Origin of the sequence: Novosphingobium kunmingense, from assembly GCF_002813245.1 — a bacterium.
Lineage (GTDB): Bacteria > Pseudomonadota > Alphaproteobacteria > Sphingomonadales > Sphingomonadaceae > Novosphingobium > Novosphingobium kunmingense.
The window spans coordinates 273126-292260 of record NZ_PHUF01000002.1; the positions used below are offsets into that span (position 1 = coordinate 273126).

The 19135-nt window shown below is 66.3% G+C and carries 19 protein-coding genes and 3 tRNA genes; 7 read left to right on the forward strand and 15 right to left on the reverse strand.

Going from position 1 to position 19135, the window contains the following annotated elements; genetic code table 11:
- Positions 1–3 precede the first annotated feature (3 nt).
- The gene (locus B0I00_RS01350; protein WP_232730067.1) at positions 4–711 is read right to left on the reverse strand and encodes a prolyl hydroxylase family protein; all 708 of its coding nucleotides are present in this window, start codon (positions 709–711) and stop codon (positions 4–6) included.
- A 101-nt stretch (positions 712–812) separates the two neighbouring features.
- Between B0I00_RS01350 and B0I00_RS01355 the strand changes: the two genes are divergently transcribed.
- Complete coding sequence (locus B0I00_RS01355) at positions 813–1370, forward strand: cytochrome b (RefSeq protein WP_100865570.1); 558 nt, start codon at positions 813–815, stop codon at positions 1368–1370.
- A gap of 75 nt (positions 1371–1445) precedes the next feature.
- Here B0I00_RS01355 and B0I00_RS01360 read toward each other — a convergent pair whose 3' ends face one another.
- Positions 1446–2471, reverse strand: a complete 1026-nt coding sequence (locus B0I00_RS01360) for an RcnB family protein (RefSeq protein ID WP_100865571.1) — start codon at positions 2469–2471, stop codon at positions 1446–1448.
- Positions 2472–2616: 145 nt separating this feature from the next.
- Positions 2617–4296, reverse strand: coding sequence for an energy-dependent translational throttle protein EttA (gene ettA, locus B0I00_RS01365; protein ID WP_100865572.1), 1680 nt, complete (start codon positions 4294–4296; stop codon positions 2617–2619).
- A 161-nt stretch (positions 4297–4457) separates the two neighbouring features.
- Between ettA and B0I00_RS01370 the strand changes: the two genes are divergently transcribed.
- Positions 4458–5816, forward strand: coding sequence for a M28 family peptidase (locus B0I00_RS01370; protein WP_100865573.1), 1359 nt, complete (start codon positions 4458–4460; stop codon positions 5814–5816).
- Between the two features lie 10 nt (positions 5817–5826).
- Here B0I00_RS01370 and B0I00_RS01375 read toward each other — a convergent pair.
- The 4 genes from B0I00_RS01375 to B0I00_RS01390 form a co-directional block, all read right to left on the reverse strand.
- Positions 5827–5903, reverse strand: a tRNA-Pro gene (locus B0I00_RS01375).
- Between the two features lie 20 nt (positions 5904–5923).
- Positions 5924–6000: transfer RNA gene (locus B0I00_RS01380), tRNA-Ile, on the reverse strand.
- 49 nt (positions 6001–6049) lie between these two features.
- Complete coding sequence (locus B0I00_RS01385; protein ID WP_100865574.1) at positions 6050–7054, reverse strand: polysaccharide deacetylase family protein; 1005 nt, start codon at positions 7052–7054, stop codon at positions 6050–6052.
- A 19-nt stretch (positions 7055–7073) separates the two neighbouring features.
- A complete protein-coding gene (locus B0I00_RS01390) occupies positions 7074–8864 on the reverse strand; it encodes a histidine kinase dimerization/phospho-acceptor domain-containing protein (protein WP_100865575.1) in 1791 nt (596 codons plus the stop codon).
- A 238-nt stretch (positions 8865–9102) separates the two neighbouring features.
- Here B0I00_RS01390 and B0I00_RS01395 point away from each other — a divergent pair, with 238 nt between their 5' ends.
- Positions 9103–9567, forward strand: a complete 465-nt coding sequence (locus tag B0I00_RS01395; RefSeq protein WP_100865576.1) for an Lrp/AsnC family transcriptional regulator — start codon at positions 9103–9105, stop codon at positions 9565–9567.
- Positions 9568–9649: 82 nt separating this feature from the next.
- Here the strand turns inward: B0I00_RS01395 and accC are convergent, their stop codons facing one another.
- The 5 genes from accC to B0I00_RS01420 form a co-directional block, all read right to left on the reverse strand.
- Positions 9650–10999: an acetyl-CoA carboxylase biotin carboxylase subunit gene (gene accC / locus B0I00_RS01400; RefSeq protein WP_100865577.1), complete on the reverse strand. Its 1350-nt coding sequence runs from the start codon at positions 10997–10999 to the stop codon at positions 9650–9652.
- Positions 11000–11008: 9 nt separating this feature from the next.
- Complete coding sequence (gene accB / locus B0I00_RS01405; protein ID WP_100866427.1) at positions 11009–11470, reverse strand: acetyl-CoA carboxylase biotin carboxyl carrier protein; 462 nt, start codon at positions 11468–11470, stop codon at positions 11009–11011.
- 131 nt (positions 11471–11601) lie between these two features.
- Positions 11602–12039, reverse strand: a complete 438-nt coding sequence (locus B0I00_RS01410; protein WP_100865578.1) for a type II 3-dehydroquinate dehydratase — start codon at positions 12037–12039, stop codon at positions 11602–11604.
- A gap of 72 nt (positions 12040–12111) precedes the next feature.
- Complete coding sequence (locus B0I00_RS01415; RefSeq protein ID WP_100865579.1) at positions 12112–12432, reverse strand: hypothetical protein; 321 nt, start codon at positions 12430–12432, stop codon at positions 12112–12114.
- A gap of 85 nt (positions 12433–12517) precedes the next feature.
- A complete protein-coding gene (locus B0I00_RS01420) occupies positions 12518–12931 on the reverse strand; it encodes a holin family protein (RefSeq protein WP_100865580.1) in 414 nt (137 codons plus the stop codon).
- Positions 12932–13144: 213 nt separating this feature from the next.
- Between B0I00_RS01420 and purU the strand changes: the two genes are divergently transcribed.
- A complete protein-coding gene (purU, locus tag B0I00_RS01425; protein WP_100865581.1) occupies positions 13145–14002 on the forward strand; it encodes a formyltetrahydrofolate deformylase in 858 nt (285 codons plus the stop codon).
- Positions 14003–14065: 63 nt separating this feature from the next.
- Here purU and B0I00_RS01430 read toward each other — a convergent pair.
- Positions 14066–14142 (reverse strand) — tRNA-Pro (locus tag B0I00_RS01430).
- A gap of 258 nt (positions 14143–14400) precedes the next feature.
- On the opposite strand from B0I00_RS01430, the gene yajC reads away from it, so the two are divergent.
- Genes yajC through secF form a run of 3 tightly spaced genes read left to right on the forward strand, consistent with a single transcriptional unit; the run spans position 14401 to position 17362 of the window.
- The gene (gene yajC, locus B0I00_RS01435; RefSeq protein ID WP_100865582.1) at positions 14401–14736 is read left to right on the forward strand and encodes a preprotein translocase subunit YajC; all 336 of its coding nucleotides are present in this window, start codon (positions 14401–14403) and stop codon (positions 14734–14736) included.
- A 31-nt stretch (positions 14737–14767) separates the two neighbouring features.
- The gene (gene secD, locus B0I00_RS01440) at positions 14768–16372 is read left to right on the forward strand and encodes a protein translocase subunit SecD (RefSeq protein WP_100865583.1); all 1605 of its coding nucleotides are present in this window, start codon (positions 14768–14770) and stop codon (positions 16370–16372) included.
- Between the two features lie 12 nt (positions 16373–16384).
- Positions 16385–17362: a protein translocase subunit SecF gene (secF, locus tag B0I00_RS01445; protein ID WP_100865584.1), complete on the forward strand. Its 978-nt coding sequence runs from the start codon at positions 16385–16387 to the stop codon at positions 17360–17362.
- Here secF and B0I00_RS01450 read toward each other — a convergent pair.
- Complete coding sequence (locus B0I00_RS01450; protein WP_232730068.1) at positions 17359–18540, reverse strand: glycosyltransferase; 1182 nt, start codon at positions 18538–18540, stop codon at positions 17359–17361. The genes secF and B0I00_RS01450 overlap by 4 nt on opposite strands.
- Positions 18537–19109 (reverse strand): helix-turn-helix domain-containing protein, encoded by a 573-nt coding sequence (locus B0I00_RS01455; RefSeq protein WP_100865585.1) that lies wholly within the window; start codon positions 19107–19109, stop codon positions 18537–18539. The genes B0I00_RS01450 and B0I00_RS01455 overlap by 4 nt, the downstream gene beginning before the upstream one ends.
- Positions 19110–19135: the final 26 nt, after the last annotated feature.

A 19135-nucleotide genomic window follows, 5' to 3' on the forward strand; every position in this document is an offset into this window, starting at 1 on the left:
TTTTCAAGCATTCCCCCATGTGCGCGTTCGATACCACTTCGTGACGATGTACTTGGTCCCCTTAACGACGGGCGTGCCGGCGTGAAGGGTGAATTGATTCAAAGACCCGTCAAGGCCCGCATTGTTCCAGGCCAGCAACACGCCGCGCTGCGGCGGGATCGACAGGCCAAGGTTGAGGAACGCCGTCTCGCCGCCTTCCTCGACATCGTTGAGGTAGATCATCGCGGTGTAGGTGCGCTGGCCGCCGCGTTTCGCCTCGGTCTTGAAATAGGGCGCCTTGGTCCAGAACCAGTCCATGTGTTCACGGAATTCCTGCCCCGGCGCATAACGCTGGCCCTGCATGGTCTCGCCCCATTCGTGGGGCAAGCCGATCAGGTCGTCGATGCGCCGTTCCACCATGCGCACGAAACTGTCGTTGCGGTCGACGTCGCCCGAATAGGAGGTGCGCCAGACTTCGTTGTAGCCGTGGTCGAGGATCTGCGAGGGCACGGCCGTGCCGTCGATCAGGGCGATCAGGCGGTCGCACTCCTCGCCCGAGAGGAAATCGCCGACGGCCCAGACCTCGGCATGTTCGGCAGGCAGTCGTTGGACCAGCGGATCGGCTTCCAGCCGCGCGCGGACACGGTCGCCCACCAACTTCATCGCCGCCCTGTCGGGGTTGGGGCAGGGCGGATAGTGCCTTAGCGGAAGGGGCGGGCTGTCCTTGGTCACGCCGCACCCATGCCATAGCCGCGGCGCGGCACAAGCCCCGCGCGGGTCGGCACCTGGCAATTCCACTTGTTCAGGCCCTTGGCTTGCGGCAGACAGTACACATGAACACGCAAGCCGCACCGTCCGCGCGCTATTCGCGCGGAGCCGTCATCCTGCACTGGCTGATCGCCGTGCTGATCGTCCTCAACTTCGTCTTCGCCTTCATGGCCGAGGACAAGCCGCGCGAGGAAGCGCTGGCGATCATGGCCAACCACAAGGCGATCGGCATCCTGATCCTGCTGTTCACGGTGCTGCGCGTCGTTTGGCGGCTAACCCACCGGCCTCCTGCGCCGCTGGCCGATCTGAAGCCGTGGGAGCTGGCACTGTCGCGGGTGGTGCATTTCCTGCTCTACCTGTTCATGCTGGCCGTGCCGCTGGGCGGCTGGGCGACCCATTCGGCCTGGTCGGGCGGGCAACCGGTCAACCTGTTCGGCTTGATCGACTGGCCGGGCCTTCCCTTTGCCGCGAGCAAGACCCTGGGCGAAACCTTCGGGGAGATGCACGAGGTCGGGGCCTTTTCGATGGCGGCGCTGGTGGTGCTGCACATCGCCGGCGCGCTCAAGCACCGTATCGTGGACCGCAACCCCGATACGCTGCGACGCATCTCGATCGGAGCCTGACCGGACCAGGCCAAAACGAAAGGGCCTCTGCGGCATGCCGCAGAGGCCCTTCGCCTTTCCGGTGAGCCCTTGGGCTTACCAGAAGAAGTCGTAGATCACGTCGACCACTTCGCCATCGTAGACGTTCACCAGCAGCGCGTCGTCGTAGTAGCGCACCCAGCGATAGGGGCCGTAGACGTCGGGCAGGCGGTACTGCCACGGATCGTTGATCCAGTAGCGCGAGCCATAGAACAGCGAGTCGAGATAGAACCCGATGCTCAGGCGCCGGTAGCTGTAGTTCCGGTAGGGCGAATAATAGGTGCCCCAGCGGTAGATCGACGGGTTGGTCCGGCGATAGCTGGACCAATTGTACCGGGTGTTGTCCCGCCAGCGGCGGTCCCAGTTGCGGTAGTCGCCATGGCGATAGGTCGAGCCGCTGCGATAGCGGTCGCCGTCGCGGGTCCAGGTGCCGTTGCGGTTGGTCCAGTTGCCGTCGCGGGTGCGGTCGTTCCACGACCCGTCGCGGCGACCATCGCGGGTGCGATCGGTCCAGTTGTTGTCGCGGCTGGAACCAGACCACTGGCCATCGCGGCGTCCGTCGCGGTTGCGGTCGGTGTAGGTCTGGTTGTCGCGGCGGGCATCGCCCATGCGGCCGGCCCATTCGCGCACGCGCGACTGGTCGCGGCGGTCGCTGTCGCGGACCTCCGGAGCGGCCTGCCGGCCCCAGCGCGGGTTGGCCTGCGGTGCGGGCGCAGGATTGGCGACCGGAGCCGAGCGATTGGCCCAGCCGCGCGCTTCGCCCTGGCCCTGGTTGGCCGGATTTCCGCCGTTGCGACCCCAGGCCCGCGCCTCGCCGCCGTTGCCGCGCGACTGTTCGTTGCGGGCGCCCCAGGCCGGGCGTTCACCGCCACCGCCGCTGCGGGCTTCGTTGCTGCGCGAACCCCAGGCGCGACCTTCCTGGCGCTGTTCGCCGCCGTTCTGGCGGGTTTCGGTCTGCTGGCCGCGATCCTGGCCGCGACCCCAGCCGCGCTCCTGAGCCGATGCCGTTGCGGGGAGGGCCAGCGCCGCCGCGGCGAGGGCCAGCGTCGCGCTGCCCCACAATGTAGTCGATTTGACGGCCATGGCCGTGTCTCCATCCCAATGCGCCGCGCCGTCGCGGCGACCTATGGGACAGGGCCTACCCGATTCGCGCTGTCACCAGCGTGAACGGAGCGTTAGGGATTTCGTTCAGAATCAAGGGGGCCGCGGCAAGGCGGCCCCGCTCGGTTCAGCGCGAAAGCTTCTTGTAGGCCAGGCGCGTCGGACGATCGGCCGCATCACCCAGGCGGCGGCGCTTGTCCTCTTCATAGGCCGCGAAGTTGCCTTCGAACCATTCGACGTGGCTGTTGCCTTCGAAGGCGAGGATGTGCGTGGCGAGCCGGTCGAGGAAGAAGCGGTCGTGGCTGATGACCACGGCGCAGCCGGCGAAGTTCTCGATCGCGTCCTCGAGCGCGGCGAGCGTCTCGACGTCGAGGTCGTTGGTCGGTTCGTCGAGCAGGAGGACGTTGCCACCCTCCTTGAGCATCTTGGCCATGTGGACGCGGTTGCGTTCACCGCCCGACAGCTTGCCGACGTTCTTCTGCTGGTCTGCGCCCTTGAAGTTGAACGCGCCGACATAGGCCCGCGTGCTCATGTCCTGGCCGTTGACCTTCATGTAGTCGAGCCCGTCGGAGATTTCCTCCCAGACGTTGTGCTTGGGGTCGAGGTGGTCGCGGCTCTGGTCGACATAGCCGAGATGCACCGTCTGGCCGATCTCGATAGTGCCGGTGTCGGGCTTTTCCTTGCCGGTAATGATCTTGAACAGGGTTGACTTGCCCGCACCGTTCGGCCCGATCACGCCGACGATGCCGCCCGGCGGCAGCATGAACGACAGGTCTTCGAACAGCAGCTTGTCGCCATAGGCCTTGGAGATGTTCTTCACCTCGATCACCTTGCCGCCCAGGCGCTCGGGCACCTGGATGACGATCTGGGCCTTGCCGACGGGACGGTTGTCCTGCGCATTCTGCAGTTCCTCGAACTTGCGGATGCGGGCCTTGGACTTGGTCTGGCGCGCGGCCGGCGTCTGCCTGATCCATTCCAGCTCGCGCTGCAGCGCCTTCTGCTTGCCCGATTCCTCGCGGTCTTCCTGGTCGAGGCGCTTGGCCTTCTTTTCGAGGTAGGTCGAGTAATTGCCTTCGTAGGGGAAGTACTTTCCGCGATCGAGCTCGAGGATCCAGCCGACCACGTTGTCCAGGAAGTAGCGGTCGTGGGTGATCATCAGCACTGCGCCGGCATATTCCTTGAGGTGGTTTTCCAGCCATTCGACGCTTTCGGCGTCGAGGTGGTTGGTCGGTTCGTCGAGCAGCAGGATGTCCGGCTTCTGGATCAGCAGGCGGGTCAGCGCGATGCGGCGCTTTTCACCGCCAGAAAGGCTTTCGACCGACCAGTCGCCCGGCGGGCAACGCAGCGCTTCCATCGCCACCTCGAGCTGGTTGTCGAGCGTCCAGCCGTCGACCGCGTCAATCTTGGCCTGAAGCTCGCCCATTTCCTCCATCAGCGCGTCGAAATCGGTGTCGTCCTGGGGATCGCCCATTTCGGCACTGATCGCGTTGAACCGGTCGACCAGGTCGGCCGTCTCGCGCGCGCCGTCCTTGACGTTCTCAAGCACCGTCTTGGTCTTGTCGAGCTCCGGCTCCTGCGGAAGGTAGCCGACGGTGATGTTCTCGCCCGGCCAGGCTTCGCCGGTGAAGTCCTTGTCGATCCCGCCCATGATCTTCATCAGCGTCGACTTGCCGGCGCCGTTGGGGCCCACGATGCCGATCTTGGCGCCCTGGTAGAATTGCAGGTTGATGTTGGCGAGCACCGGCTTCTGGGCACCGGGGAAGGTCTTGGTCATGTCCTTCATGACGAAGGCGTATTGGGCGGCCATTCGGGGGAATCCTATTGGTAAATCGGCAAAGGGGGCAAGTTGCCGCGCCCTCTACAGGCCCGCGTGGAGACGGGCAAGGGCGCAGGCAATCGGCGGACGGCAAAGCGAGGTCGACGAACGCCGCTTGGCATGATGCCGCAGCGGCCCTAGCGCTGGCGGCGATGCGTTTTCCTGCCCTGGCCCTGGCCGCTTCCGCCCTTGCTTTCGTCAATCCCGTGGCGGCCAAGCCGGCCAAGCCCGACCCGGTCCCGCCGGCCGACACGGCCTGGCGGATCCTCGAGGACCTGACCACCGAGATCGGCCCGCGCATCGCCGGGTCCGATCGCGAGGCGGCAGCGCGCGACTGGGCGGTGGCGCGCCTAAAGGCGCTCGGCTTCAGCAACCCGCGGATCGAACCGTTTACCCTGCGCGGCTTTGTGCGCGGCGCGGAAACGGCACGGATCCTCGCGCCATACCCACAGCCGCTGGCGATCACGGCGCTGGGCTACTCGGTCCCGACGCCGGCAGGCGGGATCGAGGCCGAACTGGTCTATTTCGCTTCGCTCGACGCCTTGAAGGCAGCGCCCGAGAGGTCGCTCAAAGGCAAGATCGCGTTCATCGATCATGCCATGAAGGCCAACCAGGATGGCTCCGCCTATGGACCGTCGGGCGCGGTCAGACGCCAGGGGCCGCGCATCGCCTCGCAGAAGGGCGCGCTTGCCGTGGTGATCCGCTCGGTCGGGACCGACAGCCACCGAAACCCTCACACGGGCAACACCGCTTTCGGCGATGCCACGCCGATCCCCGCCGGCGCAGTTTCGCTCCCTGACGCGGAGCAGATCGCCCGTATCGCGGCCAAAGGGCAACCCGTGCGGCTCGCCTTGACGCTGACCGGCTATCCGCAGGACAACATGCCCTCGGGCAACGTCCTGGCCGAGCTGCCGGGTCGAGATCCCGGTCTGCCGCCGGTGCTGGTCGCCTGCCATCTCGACAGCTGGGATCTCGGCACCGGGGCCTTCGACGATGCCGCCGGCTGCGCAATCGTGACCGCCGCGGCGCTGCGCGCGCAGCAGGGCGGCAAGCCCTTGCGCACGATCCGCGTGCTGTGGGCGGGGTCGGAGGAAATCGGCGTCTTCGGCGGCGCGGCCTATGGCCAGGCCCATGCCGGTGAGCCGCACGCGCTGGCGATGGAAAGCGATTTCGGCGCCGACCGGGTCTATGGCCTGCGCACCAGCTTCGCGAGGACCAATCCGGCGCTTCGCGATCGCCTGGTTGCCGCGCTCGCCCCGATGGGCGTCGTCGACTACGGCGCCGACGCGCGAGGCGGAGCTGACATCGGCGCTATCGTGGAAGCGCAGAAGCTGCCGGTGATCGATCTGATGCAGGACGGCACGCGCTATTTCGACCTGCACCACACGCCCGACGACACGCTCGACAAGGTCGATCGCGCGCAATTCGAACAGAACGTGGCGGTATGGGCGGCGACGCTCAAGATCGTCGCCAACGAGGCGCGACCGCTGGCCGGCGCCAAACAGGATTGAACGAGAGTCTTGGTCGGGGAGACAGGATTCGAACCTGCGACCCTCTGGTCCCAAACCAGATGCGCTACCAGGCTGCGCTACTCCCCGACCGGGAGTCGATGTGTCCGTGGTGGGCCCGGCAGGACTCGAACCCGCGACCTAGCCGTTATGAGCGGCCAGCTCTAACCAACTGAGCTACAGGCCCATGCCGGATGCCCGGGTGGACGCCGCGCGGGTTAGCCGCTGTTCGGCGTTTAGGCAAGCGCCACCGACGCCATGATTTCCGCGACGCTGGTCGGGCGGATCTGCCGTCGTTGGAGATGCGCGAATACCCCGCGCCACCAATCGTAAAGCCGGTCGAGATCGTCTTCGTCGCGAACATAGGGCGTGTAGCCCGGGGCCAACGACGGGCTGTGGAACGAGAAGACCAGGACCGGCAGCGCCATGTCGAGCGCGATGTCGATGCCGCGCAACGCCTCGTCCAGCGTCACCCCTTCCGGCGTCAGCGGAATGCGCTCGAGCAGGTGCAGGCGTGCCAGCACGCCGCGCAGCGGCGGCATCCGCCACAGGCGGGGGTAGAGCCAGTCGCCCATTTCGCGCAGCAGGCCCGAATAAACGGCAGTCAGCGGCAACTCCATCAGGCGCCGGTCGGCATCGACCCACCAGGGGTGAAGCGGGAGATTGAGGAAATCCGGCCCGCCGGCAAAGCTGTAGGTGAAATGCGGGCGGATCGAGCTGTCGATGGCAATGCCACCATCGGCCAGGATCTGCGCAGTGTTGGGCCCGACGCCATAGCGTCCCGCGCGGTAAATCAGTGGCGGAGTGCCGATTGCGTCGGTGATCGTTTCGCGCAGGCGGTCGAACTTCTCGCGTTCCAGTTCGGCGGGCAGGTTGCCGGCAAAGGTGTTGTGTTCGGTCACCGTTTCGGTGTGAGGCGGGCTCACCCAGGGATGCAACTGCACGCCGATCTCGGCCCGGCCCGCGGCAACGGCCGGGCGCAGGATCTCGATTGCCGCGGGTGAGCTGGCGACGGGGTAGTCGATCAGGTAGATCGGGCAGATGCCGACCCCTTCGCAGAATTCCTGGAAGCGGGCGAGGCGGGCGATGGTGTGCACCGTGTGACCCGACCGTTCGATCGGCTTGCCCCAGTCGAACTCTTCCTCGGTATCGACGGTGAGCACGAAGCGCTGGCCGAACCCGGGTGCAAAGCGCACCGCGCTGCCTGGAGCCGGCGGATCGGTGATGTGGATGCCGGCCACCTTGCGTCGATCCCCTGTCCTAGGTCCCCGTATTGCTGTCAGCCTCGTCCCTGACCACGGTCACGGCCCGGCCATCGCTATGGTGCGGCGGAGATAGGGTCAACCCCGGCAGGACAAGGCGCAGCCGGTCACCCTTGTGGATCAGTCGCCCGCCCGCGGCCCTGGCTTCGGCTGCCACCAGGCGAAGAGCGAAGCCGATACCGAACACGCCCGCGGCGATGACCTGCGGGACGGAACCGGCTGCAGTCTCGAACAAAGCCTGCTCATCGCGCGATGCGAGAGCGGCCGGGAGTGCGACGTCGAGCCGGATGCCGCTCTCGCGCGATTGGAGCTTGAGCTTCAGCACTTCGCCGGGGCCAGCCACGCCGGCCAGCGTCGCGAGCAGTCGCCAGACCAGCCGCTCGACCTCGATCCGGGCGAGGCCGACGGGCAGCGGGCGCGGGGGAACTTTGACCGCGAAGCCGCTGCTGCGGTGGCGGGTGTGGGCGGCAAGCTGCGCGACCGTGGCCTCGACGACGTCGGCAAGGTCGGTCTCACCTTCGTCGAGTTCGAGCGCGCCGCTGTCGAGCTTGGCGAGGCGTTCGAGCTCCTCGAAGGCGGCCAGCATGCGCGCCGCGTCGCCGGCGATCGTCGCGGCCAGCGCGCGGTACTCGTGCGGGGTCGGTCCAAACAATTGCTGCTGGATCACTTCTGCAAAGCCCTGGATCGCGTTAACCGGCGTGCGCAGTTCGTGCAGCATCTGGCGAATGCGATCGGATTGGCTGTCAGGCTTGACTGCGGGCGCGGCAGCGGCGGGCGGGGTCTCTGCCGGCCGGCGCATGCGCCCGCGCCAGCCGAGGTGCCGCCCGGTCAGCGTATCGAACCAAGGCGCGGCATCGATCTGCCAGTTTCCGGCGATCGCCGGTGCGCCTTCGAGCGCCACCGGAATCGCGCGCAGGGGCTGACGGGCGCGCAAAGCGTCGCGCAGCGCGCCGCGTGGCTCCGCGCGAAGCGCCGACAGCGACTGGCCGATCATCATCGGCGCCGTTCCAGGATCGGACCAGATGATCCGCCCCGCCGCGTCGGTCGCAAAGTCGAACGCGCGCAGCCGCGACGGTGCGTGCAGCACCGGGTCTTCGCCCAGCGGCAGGCGCGGCGCATCGCTGGCGCCGGACGGTTCGCCGGCCTGGCGCGACTTGCGATAGGCTTCGATCTTGCGGACGATCGCGCCGATACCCTCATCCGCGTTGCCTTCGGCCGGAACCGGTGCGGGGCGCGGGGGACGGATCAGCGGGGTTACGTTGCTGGCGATTTCGGCTTCGTAGCCGTCGTCGGGTTCGAGGGCGGCGCTTTGATCGAGCTCGAGAGCGGCGGCAGCTTCGCCGGCGCCGGCCGGCGGCAAGCCGCGCTCGCGGATGCCAAGACGGGCGAGCTGCGCCTCGACCGCGAAGCTGAGGTCGCGCCGCCGCCGCACATAGCCGCGCGCCGCAAGCGGCAGCGCGGGAATCAGGTCAAGCCATTCGTCCTCGGTCAGTTCGGCGCGGTCGAGCGCGGCAACCGCGATAATCGAATCGTCTGCCGCCAGCGCGGCCACCAGCCGCGGCGAGCGCATTCGCAGCCCCTGGTCGCGGATCATCGCGACGCGATCGGTCACGGGGATCGTCGCGGCGAGCTGAACAAGTCGGTCGAAGGCGCTGTCGACCTGTTCGCCGCGCGCTTCGCTGGGCATGGTGCCGAGCAGGTCGAGCAATTGCCGGAACTGGATTCGGCGCACCGCCGGGCCGTCCGCCCGAAGGCGCAGAACGGTTCCAAGGCGGTCGTCGAAATGCATCGTCACTCCTGTGCGGGCGGCCGCTGCTATACCTCAAAAGCCGCGGCTCGCAGGGTCCATAACAAACTTGTCAACAACACGCTCCGGTAGCAAAAGCGGCGTTGCAAAGCGGGACAATTGCGATATGAAATAATAATATTAGCAGATCGTCGGTGCTGACCTGCGATTGTTGCGATTGGTTAACGGCGGACCGCGGCGCGATCAAAGGCGTGCCAGGGCCGCCCAAACGGGGGGTTGCGTGGCAAATCTCGACAGTATCGACCGGCGCCTCCTTGCCGAATTGCAGGACGAAGGCCGGGTCACCAACGTGGAACTTGCCAACCGCGTCGGGCTGACCGCGCCGCCATGCCTGCGCCGTGTCCGCGCGCTCGAGGAATCGGGCGTGATCCGTGGCTACCACGCCGATCTCGACGCTTCGAAGCTGGGTTTTGCCATAACCGTCTTCGCGATGGTTAGCCTCAAGAGCCAGGCCGAGGATTCGCTGCGGCAGTTCGAGGATGCGATGCGCGACCTGCCCGAAGTGCGCGAATGCCACATGCTCAACGGCGAGATCGACTTCATCCTGAAGATCGTCAGCAAGGACCTGCAGAGCTTCCAGGAGTTCCTGACCAGCAAGCTGACGCCTGCACCCAACGTGGCGAGCGTGAAGACGTCGCTTACGATCCGTACGGCGAAGCAGATGCCGGGCGTGCCGCTGGAGTAAGGGGTACAAGCCTTTCCGTCAGCCGCTGGGCGGCTACCACGTTCCCGTTTGTGCAGCGCAATGACCGAGAGGTTCAGCCGGCTTACACAGCCCGCTTGGCCAGCCACTCCTCCAGCCACTTGATCGTGTAGTCGCCGTGGATGAAGTCGGGTTCGCTCATCAGGGCCTGATGCAGCGGGATGCTGGTCTTGACGCCGCCGATCACCATTTCCTCCAGCGCGCGCTTCAGGCGCATGATGCAACCTTCGCGGGTGCGGCCCTTGACGATCAGCTTGGCGATCATGGAATCGTAATAAGGCGGGATCTTGTACCCGGCGTAGAGCCCTGAATCGACGCGCACGTTCATCCCGCCGGCGGCGTGATAGCTGCTGACAAGGCCCGGCGAGGGGGCGAAGGTCCAAGGATCTTCCGCATTGATGCGGCATTCGATCGCGTGGCCGTTGAACTCGATGTCTTCCTGGCGGACCGACAGCGGCTTGCCATCGGCGATGCGGATCTGTTCGCGCACCAGGTCCATGCCGGTGATCGCTTCGGTCACCGGGTGTTCGACCTGCAGGCGGGTGTTCATTTCGATGAAGTAGAACTCGCCGTTTTCCCACAGGAACTCGATCGTGCCGGCGCCGCGATAGCCCATGTCGGCCATGGCCTTGGCGACGATGCCGCCCATGCGGTCGCGTTCTTCGGGGCTGATGACGGGCGAGGGGGCTTCTTCCAGCACCTTCTGGTGGCGGCGCTGGAGCGAGCAGTCGCGCTCGCCGAGGTGGATCGCCTCGCCGTTGCCGTCACCGAACACCTGGAATTCGATGTGGCGCGGGTTGCCGAGGTACTTCTCGATATAGACGGTGGCGTCGCCGAAGGCGGCCTTGGCCTCGCTCCCGGCCTGGGCGATCAGCGTTTCCAGCTCGTCCGGGCCGTTGCACACCTTCATGCCGCGCCCGCCGCCTCCGCTCGCGGCCTTGATGATCACCGGATAGCCGGCAGCTTCGGCAATGGCGCGCGCCTCGGCGATGTCGCTGACCGCGCCGTCCGATCCGGGGACCAGCGGCAGGCCCAGCGCGCCGGCGGTGCGCTTGGCCTCGATCTTGTCGCCCATGGTGCGGATATGCTCGGGCTTGGGCCCGATCCAGGTGATGCCGTGGGCCTCGACGATCTCGGCGAACTGGGCATTTTCGGACAGGAAGCCGTAGCCCGGGTGGATCGCGTCGGCGTGGGCGATTTCCGCCGCCGAAATGATGGCCGCGGTGTTGAGATAGCTGTCCCTGGCCGCCGGCGGGCCGATGCAGACCGCATGGTCGGCCAGCCGCACGTGCATGGCATCGGCATCGGCGGTGGAGTGTACCGCAATCGTCTCGATGCCCATTTCGTGGGCCGCGCGGTGGATGCGCAGCGCGATCTCGCCGCGGTTGGCGATCAGGATCCTGGAAATTGCCATGGGCTTGCCTTAGCCGATGACGACCAGCGGCTGGTCGTATTCGACCGGCTGCGCGTTATCGACGAGAATGGCGGTGACCGTGCCGGCCTTGGGCGCGGCGATCGGGTTCATCACCTTCATCGCCTCGATGATCACCAGGGTGTCGCCCTGCTTGACCGACTGGCCAACCGCTACGAACGGCGCGGCGCCCGGTTCGGCCGAAAGGTAGCAGGTCCCGACCATCGGCGATTTCACTGCGTTGGGATCCTCGGCCGGTGGGGCTGCCGCGGGCGCGGCGGACGAAGCGGCAGCCGGCGCGGCAATCAGTGGTGCTGCCGGGGCGGCAGCGGCGGCGTAGTGCTGGACAGGCGCGGCAGTGATCTGGCGGGCCACCTTGATCTTGCGATCGCCATCCTCGACCTCGATCTCGGTCAGGCCGGTTTCGGCCAGGAGTTCGGCCAGCTCGCGAACCAGGTTGCTGTCGATGTTCATGCCGCCTGCGGCACGGGGGGCGCTCTTTGCGTCGCTCATGCGATCCTCGTGATTGCTGTCGTGCGATCGCCTATGCGCGGGGGGAGCGGCGCTGACAAGTGGCTTTGCCGCCCTGTCCACACGGCAAAAGGCTAGAGCGCGGCCGCCTTTTCGAGCGCCACGCGGTAGCTGTCGGCCCCCAGGCCCTTGACGCAGTCGATGGCCGCCATGCCGACGTAGGAGATGTGTCGGAACGGCTCGCGCGTTTCGGGATCGGACAGGTGGACCTCGATTACCGGCACCGTGATCGACTTGATCGCGTCGTGCAGCGCGATCGAGGTGTGAGTATAGGCCCCGGCGTTGAGCAGCACGGCGTGGACCTTCTCGAAATGGGCCTCATGCAGCCAGTCGACCAGGTGGCCTTCGTGGTTCGACTGGCGCATGTCGATGGTAAGGCCAAGCGCTTCGCCCTGGGCGACCAGGCGCGCGGCGATATCGTCAAGCGTATCGCGACCGTAGATCTCGGGCTGGCGGGTGCCCAGCATGTTGAGATTGGGTCCGTTGAGAACGTAGATGATCTTGTCGGCCATGATGAAGCGTACCGTCCGGCTGTGGAACCGGTCTGCTCCATAGCCGGGCTGCGCGGGCTGGCAAGCCGCGGATTACTGCTGCGCCTTGGCCGCCTCGGCCTGGGCAACGGCGCGTTCCATCTCTTCCATCGTCGGCTGGTTGGGGCCGGCGGGGATGGGATTGCCGTTCTCGTCGAGTTCCGGTTCGGGCGCGTCCTGCTGGGCGTTGAGGCGATCGGCGCGGTCCTGCGCGCTTTCGGTCGCAACGACCATGTCGGGTCCGGCAACCGCGACATCGGTTTCGGTGGCGCTGGCCTCGGCAGCCGGCGCTTCGTCGGCGGAGCCGCTGCAGGCCGACAGGGCAATGGTGCCAAGGGCGAGAGCGAGGGCGGGGGCAAGGCGATTGCGGTTCACGTCTCGAAGCTCCGATGAAGCGTTTTCAGGATCGCGCCGGTCCTAGCCGAAAATGGTTACCCCTTCGCAACCGGGGGGAACATGGTTACTTGTCGACGCCGGCAATCTTGCCCCACTGGCGCGCCGCCGTGTAGCCGAGGTAACCGGTGCCGAACAAGGCATAGAGCGGTTCGGGCAGGCCGGTGAGGTACGCGTTCATGCCCCTGGCGATGGCCATCGCGCGGTCGGGGGCAAAGGCGGCGAGGACGCCCATCGGCAGGGCCCAGAGCAGCAGGACGTAGATCACGTAGAGGAAGCTCGGTCGGGCACGGCTGGTCCAGGGATCGTGCGAACCGGCTTCAGCGACGATCGCGGACAGGCGGGCGTTGATTTGGGCAAGGTCCTGCGTGCCCTGCAGCGCGAGCAGTTCGAGCTTGGCCTTGTCGCGGGCCGTCTTGTCGGGAATGACCTTGTCGATGATCGCGCTGATCGGGCCGATGAGCGCTTCGAGAATCGCCATAATGAGTGCTCCAATTTTCAAGGAGCGATCCAGATAACCAAAACGTGCTGTGTAGGAAAATGGTGAGTGTACCGACGTGCCCGGGGCGGAAATCGGCACTGGCGATCCGAACGGGCCAGAGCTGGCAAATTCCCACCTCAGGCTTGAAAAATCCGCCGACCCGTTCAACGGCTGCACGCGCGCCCATCCGGGCACGTCTTGAGAGGAGATCGCGTGAGCGAAGTCTACACATTGCGGGCCCAGTGCGACGACAGGCCTGGCCTGGTCGCCCGCGTCGCGACCTTCCTGGCGGACCGGGGCTGCAACATCGTCAACTCCGAACAGTTCGACGACCGCGAAGCGACGCGCTTCTTCATGCGAGTCGCCTTCGAGCCGGGTGCCGGGCAGGGCTTTGCCGCGCTGCAGGCCGCTTTCGCGCCGATTGCCGCGGACCTTGGCATGGACTGGACGCTGCATGACCAGGCGGTGCCCAAGAAGGTCCTGTTGATGGTTTCCAAGTGGGACCATTGCCTCGGCGACCTGCTCTACCGCCAGCGCATCGGCGAACTGTCGATGGACGTTGTCGGCATCGCCTCCAACCATCCGCAGGACGCTCTGCACACGCCGCTCAATGGCGTAGCGCCCTATCACCATCTGCCGGTTTCGCCTGACACCAAACCGCAGCAGGAGGCCCGGATAAAGGCGCTGGTCGAAAGCAGCGGCGCCGAACTGATCGTGCTGGCGCGCTACATGCAGATCCTGTCCGACGACATGGCCGCATTCCTGTCGGGCCGGTGCATCAACATCCACCACAGCTTCCTGCCCGGATTCAAGGGCGCCAAGCCTTATCACCAGGCCTTCGAGCGCGGGGTCAAGATGATCGGCGCGACGGCGCACTACGTCACCGCCGATCTGGACGAGGGGCCAATCATCCATCAGGACGTCGAGGCGATCAGCCATTCCGACACGCCCGACGAACTGGTGCGCAAGGGCCGCGACATCGAACGGCGCGTCCTGGCCGAGGCAGTGCGCCTGCACCTCGAGGATCGCGTCTTCGTCAACGGCAACCGCACGGTGGTGTTCAAGGGCTGAGGCGAGGCATGGAGCAGGCGCGGGCTCGTGCCCTCGCCTGACGTCGCCAAGTTTTCAGGAAATTGGTCGGGACGAGAGGATTCGAACCTCCGACCCCCACACCCCCAGTGTGATGCGCTACCAGGCTGCGCTACGTCCCGACCGGTTCCGTTGATCCCGCTGGGCAGCAGGACCGAGGAGCCGCGCCTATAGGCACCGGGTGAGGGCTTGGCAAGCCGCCGCGCGCGGCAAAAAGGGCACACTTGAACCTGGGTGCTGCGTCGCCATCTGCACCGTGCCGGGCGGCACGGGTGGCCGGGGCGGCGCGTTGCTATCACCCACCATTGCTGCTAGGCGCGCGCAATCGCGTCCGGGGCGGCCCGGACCAACCGCTTTACAAGGCTACAGTCGCAACCGTCATGACCGCTTCCTCCCTTTCCCTGTTCGCCTCGGCCGCTGCGGCCGGATCGCCTCCCGGCTGGGTCAGCTTCCTGCCGCTGGTCGGCATGTTCCTGATCTTCTGGTTCCTGATCCTGCGCCCGCAGATGAAGCGCCAGAAGGATCTGCAAGCGAAGATCGGCGGGCTGAAAAAGGGCGACCAGGTGCTGACCGCCGGCGGACTGCTCGGCAAGATCGTCAGGGTCGATGAAAACTACGTCGATCTCGAACTTGGCCCGAACATCAAGGTCAAGGCGCTGCGCTCGACAATTGCGGATGTCGTTCCGCCCACCGGCACCAGCCCGGCGAACGACTGACCTTTCCGGTCCGTAGCGAAAGCGATTCCCGATGCTCGATTTTCCCCGCTGGAAACAGGCCTGGCTCTGGTTCATCACCCTGGCCTGCGCCCTCGCGGCACTGCCTTCGATCTTTTCGGTCGCGGGCCTGCCCTGGCCGTCCGCGCTGCCCAATCCCAAGATCAACCTCGGCCTCGACCTTGCTGGCGGCAGCCATCTGCTGCTCGAGGCGAGCACCGACCAGGTGCGCCGCCAGCGGCTCGATTCGATGGAAGAGGAAGTGCGCAACCGCCTGCGCCAGGCCGAGCCGCAGATCCAGATCGGCGACATTTCGACGCGCGACGGGTCGGTCAGCTTCATGCTCCAGGACCCGGCGCAGATCGACGCAGCGCGCGAACAGTTGCAGACCCTGACCCAGGGCGCCGGGATGACCGGCCAGCGTGACTGGGATCTCCAGGTGCTCGACGGCAACCGCATCGTCCTGACCCCGACCGAAGCCGGGCTCAAGCTTGCGGTCACCCAGGCGATGGAAACCGCCACCGAAGTGGTGCGCAAGCGCATCGACGCGCTGGGCACGCGCGAACCGACGATCATCCGCCAGGGCGACGACCGGATCGTGGTGCAGGTGCCGGGCCTCAAGGACCCGGCGGCGCTCAAGGATCTGCTCGGCCAGACCGCCAAGCTTGAATTCAAGCTGGTCGATACGACCGCCAATCCCGCCGAACTGGCGCAGGGGATCGCCCCGCCGGGCGCCGAGATCGTCTATTATGCAGATCCGGCCAAGGATGGTGCGCAGCCGATCGCGGTGCGCCGCCTCGGCGGGATCAAGGGCGATCAGCTTTCCAATGCGCAGGCCGGCAACAACCAGCAGAACAACCAGCCGGTGGTCAACATCACCTTCGACCAGCAGGGCGGGGCCAAGTTCGCCAAGCTGACGACCGAGAACGTCAACCGACCCTTTGCCATCATCCTTGACGGCAAGGTGCTGTCGGCGCCGAACATCAACGAACCGATCATCGGCGGAACCGCGCAGATTTCGGGCAGCTTCACGGCGGAAACTGCCAACCAGCTGGCCATCGCACTGCGCTCGGGCGCGCTGCCGGTCGACCTCAAGGTGGTCGAGGAGCGCACGGTCGGTCCCGACCTTGGTGCGGATTCGATCGAGAAGGGCATGATCGCCTTCGGCGTGGGCACGCTCGTGCTGATGGCCTTCATGCTGTTTACCTACGGCCGCTTCGGTGTTTACACCTGCACCGCGCTGATCCTCAACACGCTCATGATCCTCGGCATCATGGCGGTGATCGGAACCACGCTTACCTTGCCGGGCATCGCCGGGTTCGTGCTCACCATCGGTGCGGCGGTCGACGCCAACGTGCTGATCAACGAACGCATCCGCGAAGAACGCGCGCGCGGCCGCAAGGTCGTCCAGGCCGTGGAATTCGGTTACTCCGAAGCCCGCAGCGCCATCTTCGACGGCAACATCACCAACGTCATCGCCGCGACGCTGATGTTCCTGATCGGCTCCGGCCCGGTCAAGGGCTTTGCCGTCGTGCTGATGATCGGCATCGCCACCTCGGTCTTCACCGCGGTGACCCTGACCCGCATGTGGGTTGCCGGCTGGCTGCGCAGGGCGCGCCCGACCGAGCTGGTGCTGTAAGGACCGACACAGATGAAACTTCTCAAGCTCGTCCCCGACAACACCAACATCCGCTTTCTGCGCTGGCGCCTCCCGTTCTACGTGATCAGCCTGTTGCTGATGGTGGCATCGATCACGCTGGTGGCAACCCGCGGCCTCAACCTGGGGGTCGATTTCGTCGGCGGCCAGATGATCCGCGTCACCTTCGTCAACAGCGCCGAAGCGCCGGTCGCCCAGCTGCGCGAAGAGGTCGGCCGGCTTGGCTATGGCGAGCCGACGATCCAGCAATTCGGCAAGCCCAACGAAATCTCGATCCGCATGCATCTGCCCGAAGGCGGGGAAAAGGACGCGTCGCTGGCCGATGCCATGTCCAAACGGATTGTCGCCGACATCAAGTCGAAGCACCCGGATGCGCGCCTCGACGGCGTGGATTCGGTGTCGGGCAAGGTTTCGGGCGAACTGTTCAAGACCGGCATGCAGGCCTTGATCGCGGCGATGGTCGCGATCTCGATCTACATCTGGATACGCTTCGAATGGCAGTTCGGTATCGGCGCGCTGTTCGCCCTGACCCACGACGTGACCCTGACGCTCGGAATGTTCGCGCTGACCCAGCTGGAATTCGATCTCAACATCGTCGCGGCGGTCCTGACGCTGATCGGATACTCGCTCAACGATACCATCGTGGTCTATGACCGCATCCGCGAAAACCTGCGCAAGTATCGCCGGATGCCGCTGCCCGAACTGCTCGATCTCTCGGTCAACGAGACGCTGAGCCGGACCATCGTCACCTCTTCGTCGGTGCTGATTACGCTGCTTGCCCTGCTGCTGCTTGGCCCGAACGTGATCTTCGGCTTCACCGCGGCGATCACATTGGGCATCTTCGTCGGCACCTACAGCTCGATCTACATGTCGGCGCCGATCCTGATCTGGCTCAAGGTCAACCCGTCGAGCTTCGTGCCGACCGAGAGCGCGGTCGACAAACAGGAACGCCTGGCGCGCGAGCGGGGCTAATCCCGCCGCGCCAGCCGCGTCCAATGGGCTACCAGCGCCTCGGCATTGGCCTCCCAGCTCCACGCTGAAACGGCTGCGCTGACTGCTTCGGGCGCCGGCTTGTCCGTCAAAATCGCGCGCACCGCCGCCGCTATCGCGGCGCCGTCGCGCGCGACCATCCGCCCACAGGCCGGATCGCTCAGAAGTTCCCGTGCGCCCGGAATCGGGGTCGTCACGACGGGCGTTCCGCAGGCCAGCGCCTCGACCCAGGCGTTGGCCAGTCCCTCGCTCGCCGTAGGCAGGACGAAGACATCGGCCGCGTTGAGGATGATCGGCATATCGCCATGCGGCACCGGACCGAGGAAATGCACCCGCCGCCTGATGCCGAGCCGGTCGACCAGGTTCTTCAGCGCGTTTTCGTCCGGGCCGGTCCCGGCAATCAACAGGATTGCATCGGGAAGCCCCCTCAGCGCCTCTAACGCGAAGCGCTGGCCCTTGCGTTCGATCAGCGCACCGACGCAGGCAAGGATGGGGAAATCGCGCGGCAGGCCAAGCTGGTCGCGGCACAGCCGCCGGTCATAGGGCCGGAACAGGTCGGCGTTGATGCCGGTGCGGTGGACGGCGATCCTGTCGCGCGGCATGCCGAGAGCAACCATGTCCTCGACCAGGCCCTGCGACACAGCGAGCATTCCGTCTGCAGCACGGCCCGCTGCCAGGATCTGCTCGCGCGTGGCGGGGGCGGTGCCCCAGTGGTGGATGTCGGAGCCGCGCGCCTTTATCGAAACCGGCAGTCCCAGCGCTTCGCCAATGGCGATGGCGGCCGGTCCGTCGGGATAGAAGAACTGCGCGTCGATGACATCGAACGGCGCCTCGGCGTGAAGCTGGCGTGCAAGGGGCAGGACTCCTCGCACCTCGGCCCGCGCGTTGCGATGGGCGCCGATGCTGGGAACCAGGCGGAAATGCGGGCGCAGCACGGTGACGCCGCCGCGCTCCTCGCGCCCCGGAAGCCGGGAAAGGGCTGCGTAACGGGTGTGAAGCGAGAGGGGGAAAGGCGGAATGCCCAGCGGGTTGACCATGACCAGGTCGACGTCCTTGCGGCGCATCACGGCCTGCATCTGGCGCTCGACGAACACGCCGAAGTTGGGGGTCTGCTCGTTGGGGTAGAGGGTCGATAGCGACAGGACCCGAAGGGCCGTCACAGTTTGCGCACCAGCATTTCCGCTACCGCGATCCAGGCCGGTCGCTCGACCACGATCTGGCGGTGACCGGCATCGGGTGGCAGGATGGCAATGCGGCTTTCGTCGCGGTCGATCATTCGGCCGAAGGCGAAACGACCGCCAGGGCGGGGGGCCAGCACGTCGCGGTTGAGGACGCGGGCAAAGTCGGCCGCCTCGATCCGCCGCAGCCAGACCTGGTCGCCGGCGCGGTACTGGCCGACCGGCACCTCGACGGCCAGAGCCATTACGCCTTCGCTGCCGGCCAGGACCGAGGGCAGGATCGCGTCGCGCGGCGCTGTCAGTGCCTCAGCGCCGTCGTCCGTCAGCCGGGCGACATAGCTTGGCATCGCGGCCACCTCGCCGCGCACGAGCAGCTCGGATTCGACGTCGAGCGCTGCGGCGATGCGGTTCATCCAGGTCAGGGATAGCTGGCGCGTTCCGGTCTCGAGCCGGCCGATCGTCTGCGCCGTGGTCGGCGGCGAGCAGCGCGCCGCCACATCGGCAAGGGTCAGGCCCTTTTCCCGGCGGATATGACGGATCCGGTTGATCATTCATGCCTCGCTTGAACCATATTGGT

Excerpts from the sequence above, each read along its gene's own strand:
- B0I00_RS01355 (WP_100865570.1), top strand. The coding sequence starts at position 813 with ATGAACACGCAAGCCGCACCGTCCGCGCGCTATTCGCGCGGAGCCGTC.
- B0I00_RS01360 (WP_100865571.1), bottom strand. The coding sequence starts at position 2,471 with ATGGCCGTCAAATCGACTACATTGTGGGGCAGCGCGACGCTGGCCCTC.
- ettA (WP_100865572.1), bottom strand. The coding sequence starts at position 4,296 with ATGGCCGCCCAATACGCCTTCGTCATGAAGGACATGACCAAGACCTTC.
- B0I00_RS01370 (WP_100865573.1), top strand. The coding sequence starts at position 4,458 with ATGCGTTTTCCTGCCCTGGCCCTGGCCGCTTCCGCCCTTGCTTTCGTC.
- B0I00_RS01390 (WP_100865575.1), bottom strand. The coding sequence starts at position 8,864 with ATGCATTTCGACGACCGCCTTGGAACCGTTCTGCGCCTTCGGGCGGAC.
- accC (WP_100865577.1), bottom strand. The coding sequence starts at position 10,999 with ATGGCAATTTCCAGGATCCTGATCGCCAACCGCGGCGAGATCGCGCTG.
- accB (WP_100866427.1), bottom strand. The coding sequence starts at position 11,470 with ATGAACATCGACAGCAACCTGGTTCGCGAGCTGGCCGAACTCCTGGCC.
- B0I00_RS01410 (WP_100865578.1), bottom strand. The coding sequence starts at position 12,039 with ATGGCCGACAAGATCATCTACGTTCTCAACGGACCCAATCTCAACATG.
- B0I00_RS01420 (WP_100865580.1), bottom strand. The coding sequence starts at position 12,931 with ATGGCGATTCTCGAAGCGCTCATCGGCCCGATCAGCGCGATCATCGAC.
- yajC (WP_100865582.1), top strand. The coding sequence starts at position 14,401 with ATGACCGCTTCCTCCCTTTCCCTGTTCGCCTCGGCCGCTGCGGCCGGA.
- secD (WP_100865583.1), top strand. The coding sequence starts at position 14,768 with ATGCTCGATTTTCCCCGCTGGAAACAGGCCTGGCTCTGGTTCATCACC.
- secF (WP_100865584.1), top strand. The coding sequence starts at position 16,385 with ATGAAACTTCTCAAGCTCGTCCCCGACAACACCAACATCCGCTTTCTG.
- B0I00_RS01455 (WP_100865585.1), bottom strand. The coding sequence starts at position 19,109 with ATGATCAACCGGATCCGTCATATCCGCCGGGAAAAGGGCCTGACCCTT.